The organism is Paraburkholderia sp. JHI2823, assembly GCF_038900695.1.
Taxonomy (GTDB): Bacteria; Pseudomonadota; Gammaproteobacteria; order Burkholderiales; family Burkholderiaceae; genus Paraburkholderia; species Paraburkholderia mimosarum.
The window spans coordinates 1-5700 of record NZ_JAYMRY010000091.1 but is presented as its reverse complement, the minus strand read 5'-3'; the positions used below and the strand labels follow the sequence as shown (position 1 = coordinate 5700).

Annotated in this window: 6 protein-coding genes and 1 pseudogene; 2 read left to right on the top strand and 5 right to left on the bottom strand. The window is 65.9% G+C overall.

The features are described from left to right. From VSR34_RS37170 to VSR34_RS37150, 5 genes are all read right to left on the bottom strand, one after another. Positions 1-163: FAD-dependent oxidoreductase (locus tag VSR34_RS37170; protein ID WP_342965098.1), on the bottom strand; the 163-nt coding region annotated here is incomplete at its 3' end. Beyond that, complete coding sequence (locus VSR34_RS37165; protein ID WP_342965097.1) at positions 163-813, bottom strand: HutD family protein; 651 nt, start codon at positions 811-813, stop codon at positions 163-165. The genes VSR34_RS37170 and VSR34_RS37165, both read right to left, overlap by 1 nt. Then, the gene (locus VSR34_RS37160) at positions 810-1751 is read right to left on the bottom strand and encodes an electron transfer flavoprotein subunit alpha/FixB family protein (RefSeq protein ID WP_342965096.1); all 942 of its coding nucleotides are present in this window, start codon (positions 1749-1751) and stop codon (positions 810-812) included. The genes VSR34_RS37165 and VSR34_RS37160 overlap by 4 nt, the downstream gene beginning before the upstream one ends. A gap of 2 nt (positions 1752-1753) precedes the next feature. After that, positions 1754-2527, bottom strand: coding sequence for an electron transfer flavoprotein subunit beta/FixA family protein (locus tag VSR34_RS37155; protein WP_342965095.1), 774 nt, complete (start codon positions 2525-2527; stop codon positions 1754-1756). Positions 2528-2571: 44 nt separating this feature from the next. Next, on the bottom strand, positions 2572-3759 hold the full coding sequence (locus tag VSR34_RS37150) for an FAD-dependent oxidoreductase (RefSeq protein WP_028232957.1): 1188 nt from the start codon (positions 3757-3759) through the stop codon (positions 2572-2574). 292 nt (positions 3760-4051) lie between these two features. On the opposite strand from VSR34_RS37150, the gene VSR34_RS37145 reads away from it, so the two are divergent. Beyond that, positions 4052-4861: an N-formylglutamate amidohydrolase gene (locus tag VSR34_RS37145; protein ID WP_342965094.1), complete on the top strand. Its 810-nt coding sequence runs from the start codon at positions 4052-4054 to the stop codon at positions 4859-4861. Positions 4862-5401: 540 nt separating this feature from the next. Next, positions 5402-5700, top strand: a pseudogene (locus VSR34_RS37140) (type III glutamate--ammonia ligase); the annotation flags it as partial.

Sequence of the window (5700 nt, the reverse complement as noted above, 5' to 3'; positions counted from 1 at the left end):
TCTCCAGCACGCAGACGCCAATTTCAGCGCCTTTTTCGGCGGCCAGCTGCTTCAGGCGGATCGCCGCGGACAGCCCGGCGGGGCCGCCGCCGACGATCACCACGTCGTATTCCATCGACTCGCGTGGTCCGTATCGCGCGATGAGCGCCTCCCCTTGATGCATCATCGAAGAAGTTCCTCTGTTTCGGCCGTAACCGGTTCGATGGCGATCGACGCCAACTGCGCGCCAGGGCCCGAAGGGCGCAGCGCAAGTTCCTCTGGCCGCCCGCTGACCCACAATGCGTTGAGCGGTGCCAGCGTCACGCCGCGCAACAACGCGCTCTCCACGTTCCACTGCCCGGCGAGGCTAACGAGCAGATGCGTCGGAGCCGGCGTCACATGCAGCGAATGCGCCGCGACGCTCACGCGCGCGCGATATGCGCCGCGCTTGCACATGACGTTGAGAACATTCATGGGCCTCGCGGGCAGATTCACGACCCACACGTGCAGATCGCCGGAAAAGTGCACCGGCTCGCCGCCGCGCGCGAGCAGTTGACCGTCCTGCGAATGCAGCTCAATTGCGTTGTCGTCGATGGGCAGGAGCGTCCGGTCGTAGCCAGCGAACTGTGAAAACTTCGCCGGACCGACGAGCGTCGCAATGCTCACGCGCCATGGCGTGGCGCCGTGCTGTTCTGGACTGCGCGCGAGGGTGCGCGTCGTGCCCCCGCCATTGGCCCAGGGTTCGGGGGGCACGCGCATGCAGTCGATCAAACGCACTGAGCAGGTTTCGGCGGCGCTGGCGTGCGCAGAAGGAGCGGGTATGCGTGCGTTCATACGCATGTCTGCGCACCCTGCACGCGAGATTCGAGCGCGCCGACCACGTCGAACAGATCGCCAACGAGCCCAACATCGGCCACCGAGAAAATCGGTGCGTCAGGGTCCTTGTTCACGGCGACGATGAACTTCGAGTCCTTCATGCCCGCGAGGTGCTGGATCGCCCCCGAGATCCCGAACGCCACATACACGTCGGGCGCGACGCTGCGACCGGTTTGTCCGACCTGCGCGGCGTTCGGCGCATAGCCGGCATCCACGGCGGCGCGCGAGGCGCCGAGCGCCGCGCCGAGCTTGTCGGCAAGCCTGCCGAGACGCCCCATGTTTTCCTGCGAGGCGAGGCCGCGTCCGCCCGCAACGACCACGCGCGCGCTGCCGAGGTCTTGCCCGCTCTGCGCGGCGGCGTGGCGCACGACGAGGCGCGTGGCTGCAAACGGTGCGATAGGTGCGAGCGCAATGACTTGAGCGGCACCTCCGTGCGCCGCGACGGGCGCGAACGACGAGGGCCGCACGCTCGCATAAGTGCGCGCCGTGGCGCTCGTCACCGTCGCGATCACGCTGCCCGCATACAGGCCGCGCACGAACTGCGTACGCTCGCGAACGGCGACGACGTCGGCGATGAATGCAGCCCCGGAGAGCGCTGCCGCGCGCGGCAGCGCAGCCCGGCCGGAGGCGCAATGCGCGGCGAGCAGCATCGAGTGGTCTCCGGTGAGGGCGAGCAATTGCGCCGCGATTGTTTCGGGCGCGAGCGTATCGACTGCGCCAGCGGATGCGACCAGGACGCGCTCGACTCCATTCACACGCGCCGCCGCTGGCGCGCTTGACGCATCGAATACGAGCATGTCGACGGGCTGCCCAAGTTGCAGCGCCGCGCCCATCACGCGCAGCGTGACATCGGAAATCGATCCCACATCGGTGTCGGCCAGGACCAGCGTTCTCATAGTCAAGCTCCCACGGTTTCGAATACGCGTCGATCGGCGAGCGCTGCGAGCAGCGCTTCGACGCCGTCCACCTTCACGCCGGGCTCGCGCACGGCCGGATCGTTCAGTTTCAGCACGTGGCTATGGGCGTTCGACACGCCGCCGAGCCAGGCGGCTTCGCGCGTGGCGAGCGGCTTCTGCTTTGCCTTGACGATGCTCGGCAGCGTCACGCGGCGCGGTTCGGCCAGGCGCAGATCGGCGCTTACCACGGCGGGGCCGTCGAGCTGCCACGTCGCCGTGCCCGTATCGTCGCCGCAGTTCACGCGCCAGCCGCCGTCGATGGCGTCGAGCGCGCTCGCATTGAGCGCCTGCGGCCAGCCCAGCAGGGCGGCGAGCATTGCGGCTACGCCGCCCACGTCGCCGTCGATGGCCTGCTTGCCGCACAGCACGAGACCGTAATCGGCGTCCTTCATATGCGCCGCAATGAGGCGCGCGACGGCGAGCGAATCGAGCGTGGCCGTGGCTGCGTCCGTGTCGATGAGCACGGCATCATCGGCGCCCATCGCGAGGGCGGTGCGCAGTACGTCCTGGTGCGCGGGCAGCCCGCAGGTCAGCACCGTAACATGCGAGGCCACACTGGCTTCCTTCAGTTGCAGCGCTTTTTCGAGCGCGCATTCGTCGAACGGATTGAGCGACATTTTGAGCCCCGCCGTTTCGATGGCTCCGGCGGCGTTCACGCGGACGCGCACGTTCGGATCGACCACGCGCTTGACGGGCACCAGAATGCGGACAGTCATCAGTTGTCTCCTGTTTGCATGCGACAGCACATCGCGCGTTGGCGTTACGACACTGCGCCCAGACCGTACTTGCCGGTCAGCAGCGCGCCGCTTGCAAAGCGTTCGAGCGCGTACGGTTCGAGCGAGACGTCGGTGGGCAGACCCAGCGCGTGCTGCGCAAGCAGCTTGCCGATGCCAGGCGAGAGCTTGAAGCCATGGCCCGAGAAGCCGAAGCCCACCGTAAGGCCTGCCACGTCGGCAACGCTGCCGAGCACCGGGTTCCAGTCGGGCGTGACGTCGTACACGCCGGTCCACGAAGAAGCGAGGCCGGCGGCTTCGTAGGCGGGGAAGTGCTCAGCCACCTGCGCGCCCACTTCCGCAACATAGTCGAGCGAGATCTCGCCCTGTTCGGTCTCGGGCGCGTTGAGCGTTTCGCCCACCACGCCTTCGGAGACCAGCATCTGGCTGCCGCCGTAGCTGCGGAAATAGAGCATGCCCGGCGAGCCGAGGTCCTTGAACGCGGGCATCGCGAAGGTGTAGGGCGCGGCCTCGCATTCGAGCGCGAGCACGGTATGGCGCTCGGGCTTCACCGGCAGCGGCACGCCGATCCACTCGGCGAGTTCGGGCGTCCAGATGTTCTGCGTGCTGATTAGTGTGCCGCAGCCGAAGCGGCCTGCCGTCGTTTCCACGCCCACCACGCGGCGGCCTTCGCGCAGGAGGCCGGTTACGCGCACGCCTTCCATGATCTTTACGCCTTGGCGGCGCGCGGAGCGCGCGAAGCTCGTTGCGACGAGGTAGGCGTCGGCGAAACCGGCTTCGGGCTCGAAGCCGATCAGCGCGGCGTCGTCGAAGGTCGCGATCGGCAGGCGCGCCTGCGCCGCCTGGCGGTCGAGTACTTGCACTTCGATGCCCATGTCCTGCTGCGCGCGCAGCGAGGCGGCCAGCGGATCGAGCTTGTCACCTTCGGGCGCGCTGATCATATAGCCGCATTTGACGAGACCGCAGGAGGCTTCGTCGTCGCCGAGATAGTCGGCGAAATTGTTGAAGGCCCACCAGGACGCGCGGGCGAGTTCGACGTTCTGGCGCACCGAGTAATGCGTGCGCAGCAGCCCGGAGGACTGTGAGGTGGTGCCGGCGCCGATCGTGCCCTGATCGAGAACGAGAACGCTTTTCGCGCCGAGCGCGGCGAGATGGTGGGCGACGGATGCGCCAATCACACCGGCGCCGATCACGACATAGTCAAAGTGGCTCATGGGGCCCCCGTGGGTGAACGATGGGGCAAATTCTGCGTCCCCGGTGGGCGCCAATTTTCTGTATTAGACGAACTTATGGTTCACAACCGCGATCGCTGATCCTCCGCGTGTCTGCCGCCCAGGGCGGCATCATGCGGGGACCGGGCGCACGGCGGCCGGCGTCAGTCGCGCAGTCATTCGTGGAGCCCATCATGAGACCTGGCGAGGCGCCCATCGACTTCAACGCCTTGACAGCCCTTCCTCGCGGTGTGAGAGGCGGGATCGATGAGGGGTGCACGAGAGGAGTATGAAGATGCCCGAACTATTCTCGCTGGAGCGCGGTGACACGCCTTTGGTCGTATCGATTCCGCATGTGGGCGCGTGGATTCCCCCGTCACTGCGCCATTTGTATACGGATGAAGCGCTCGCGGTCGCCGATACCAACTGGCATCTGGATCGTTTATGTGCCTTCGTGCGCGAGCCTGGCGCGACGTTGATCGGTGCGCGCGTGTCGCGCTATGTGATCGGAACCGGCCGCCCAACGATGAAAGCCGCTATCCGGGTCAGACGACGACGGGCCTGTGCCGCGAGGAAACGTTCCGCGGCGAACCCGTCTACAGGCCTTTGCGCACCCGACGCGGCCGAGCGCGCTGCACGCGTCGCGCAATGGTGGCAGCCGTATCACGACGCACTCGCGGCCGAGCTTGCGCGGCTGCGCGAGCGTCACGCGAACGTGCTGCTGTGGGAGGCGCATTCGATCGCGAGCGTGCTGCCGCGCCTGTTCGACGACAAGCTGCCCGATCTCAACCTGGGCACGCAGGACGGGCGCACCTGCGCGGGCGCGGTGCAGCGGGCCGCAGTTGATGCGATGCAGGCGAGTCCTTTTACTTCGGTAGCGAACGGCCGCTTCAAGGGCGGCTACATCACGCGCAACTACGGCGCGCCGGAACGCGGGATTCATGCGGTTCAACTGGAGATGTGCCAGTCCACCTACATGAACGAACGCGCGCCGTTCGACTACGCGGTGGAACGTGCCGAAGCCATGCAGCCCACGCTTGCCCGCATGGTCGGTGCAGCGCTCGACGCGGTGCGGGCGCTCGCACCAACGTCCGCGCTTTCATAAGTATTTCTGATACTCGAGCGTAAGCCCGCGTCCCGATTCAGTGCAGTGGCGCTCAGCAGGCAGGAAAACCGCGCACCGTCAGCAGGCAAACGGCAATGCGGGCGAATCAGGAGCGCGAGGCAGAGAGGGCTGGCGTGCCCGCGGCGTGTTTCTCAACAGGAATATTTGATTCATGTTGATAAACATGGCACGAACGTTGCGTAGAGGTAGCGCAGGAGAAATGGCGGGGCGTGCGGCTCATTTCGCAGTTCCTGGCTGATAGATGAAAATCGAAAGATAGCGTTTAAGTGGTGCTTTTCTGTCGTCCCCGTGTGCATGCATGGCCTCGATCAAAGGCAGAACCGCAGCAGGCATGGGGCACGCGTGTGCGCCAGGTGTTTCATAGCAGGAAATTAAGTTGCATGTAGAGAACTTATGCGTGTGCGCAGTACGAGCGCGCGATTCGGCCACCCTTCCCCGCAACGGCCGAACCGCCTCGGTAACCGACATGAAGTCGGGCGCACCGCTCTTTCAACCGTGGATGAGTTGCAAGGAGTGAAGATGAATCTCAATGATGCAAAGCTGCCGGTCAACGAGCTGGGAAGCGTGCCGCGCTTTGGCTCGGCCGACGACGCTCAGCGCTGGCTCGCTCAGCAGGGCGTGAAATACGTATTGGCGCAGTTCGTCGACATCCATGGTGTCGCAAAGGCCAAGTCGGTGCCGGTCGCGCATTTGAAGACGGTGCTCGAGGCGGGAGCGGGCTTCGCGGGATTCGCGATCTGGGGTGTCGGCATCGAGCCGAACGGCCCCGATTTCATGGCAGTCGGCGATCTCGCGACGCTCACGCCCGTGCCGTGGCA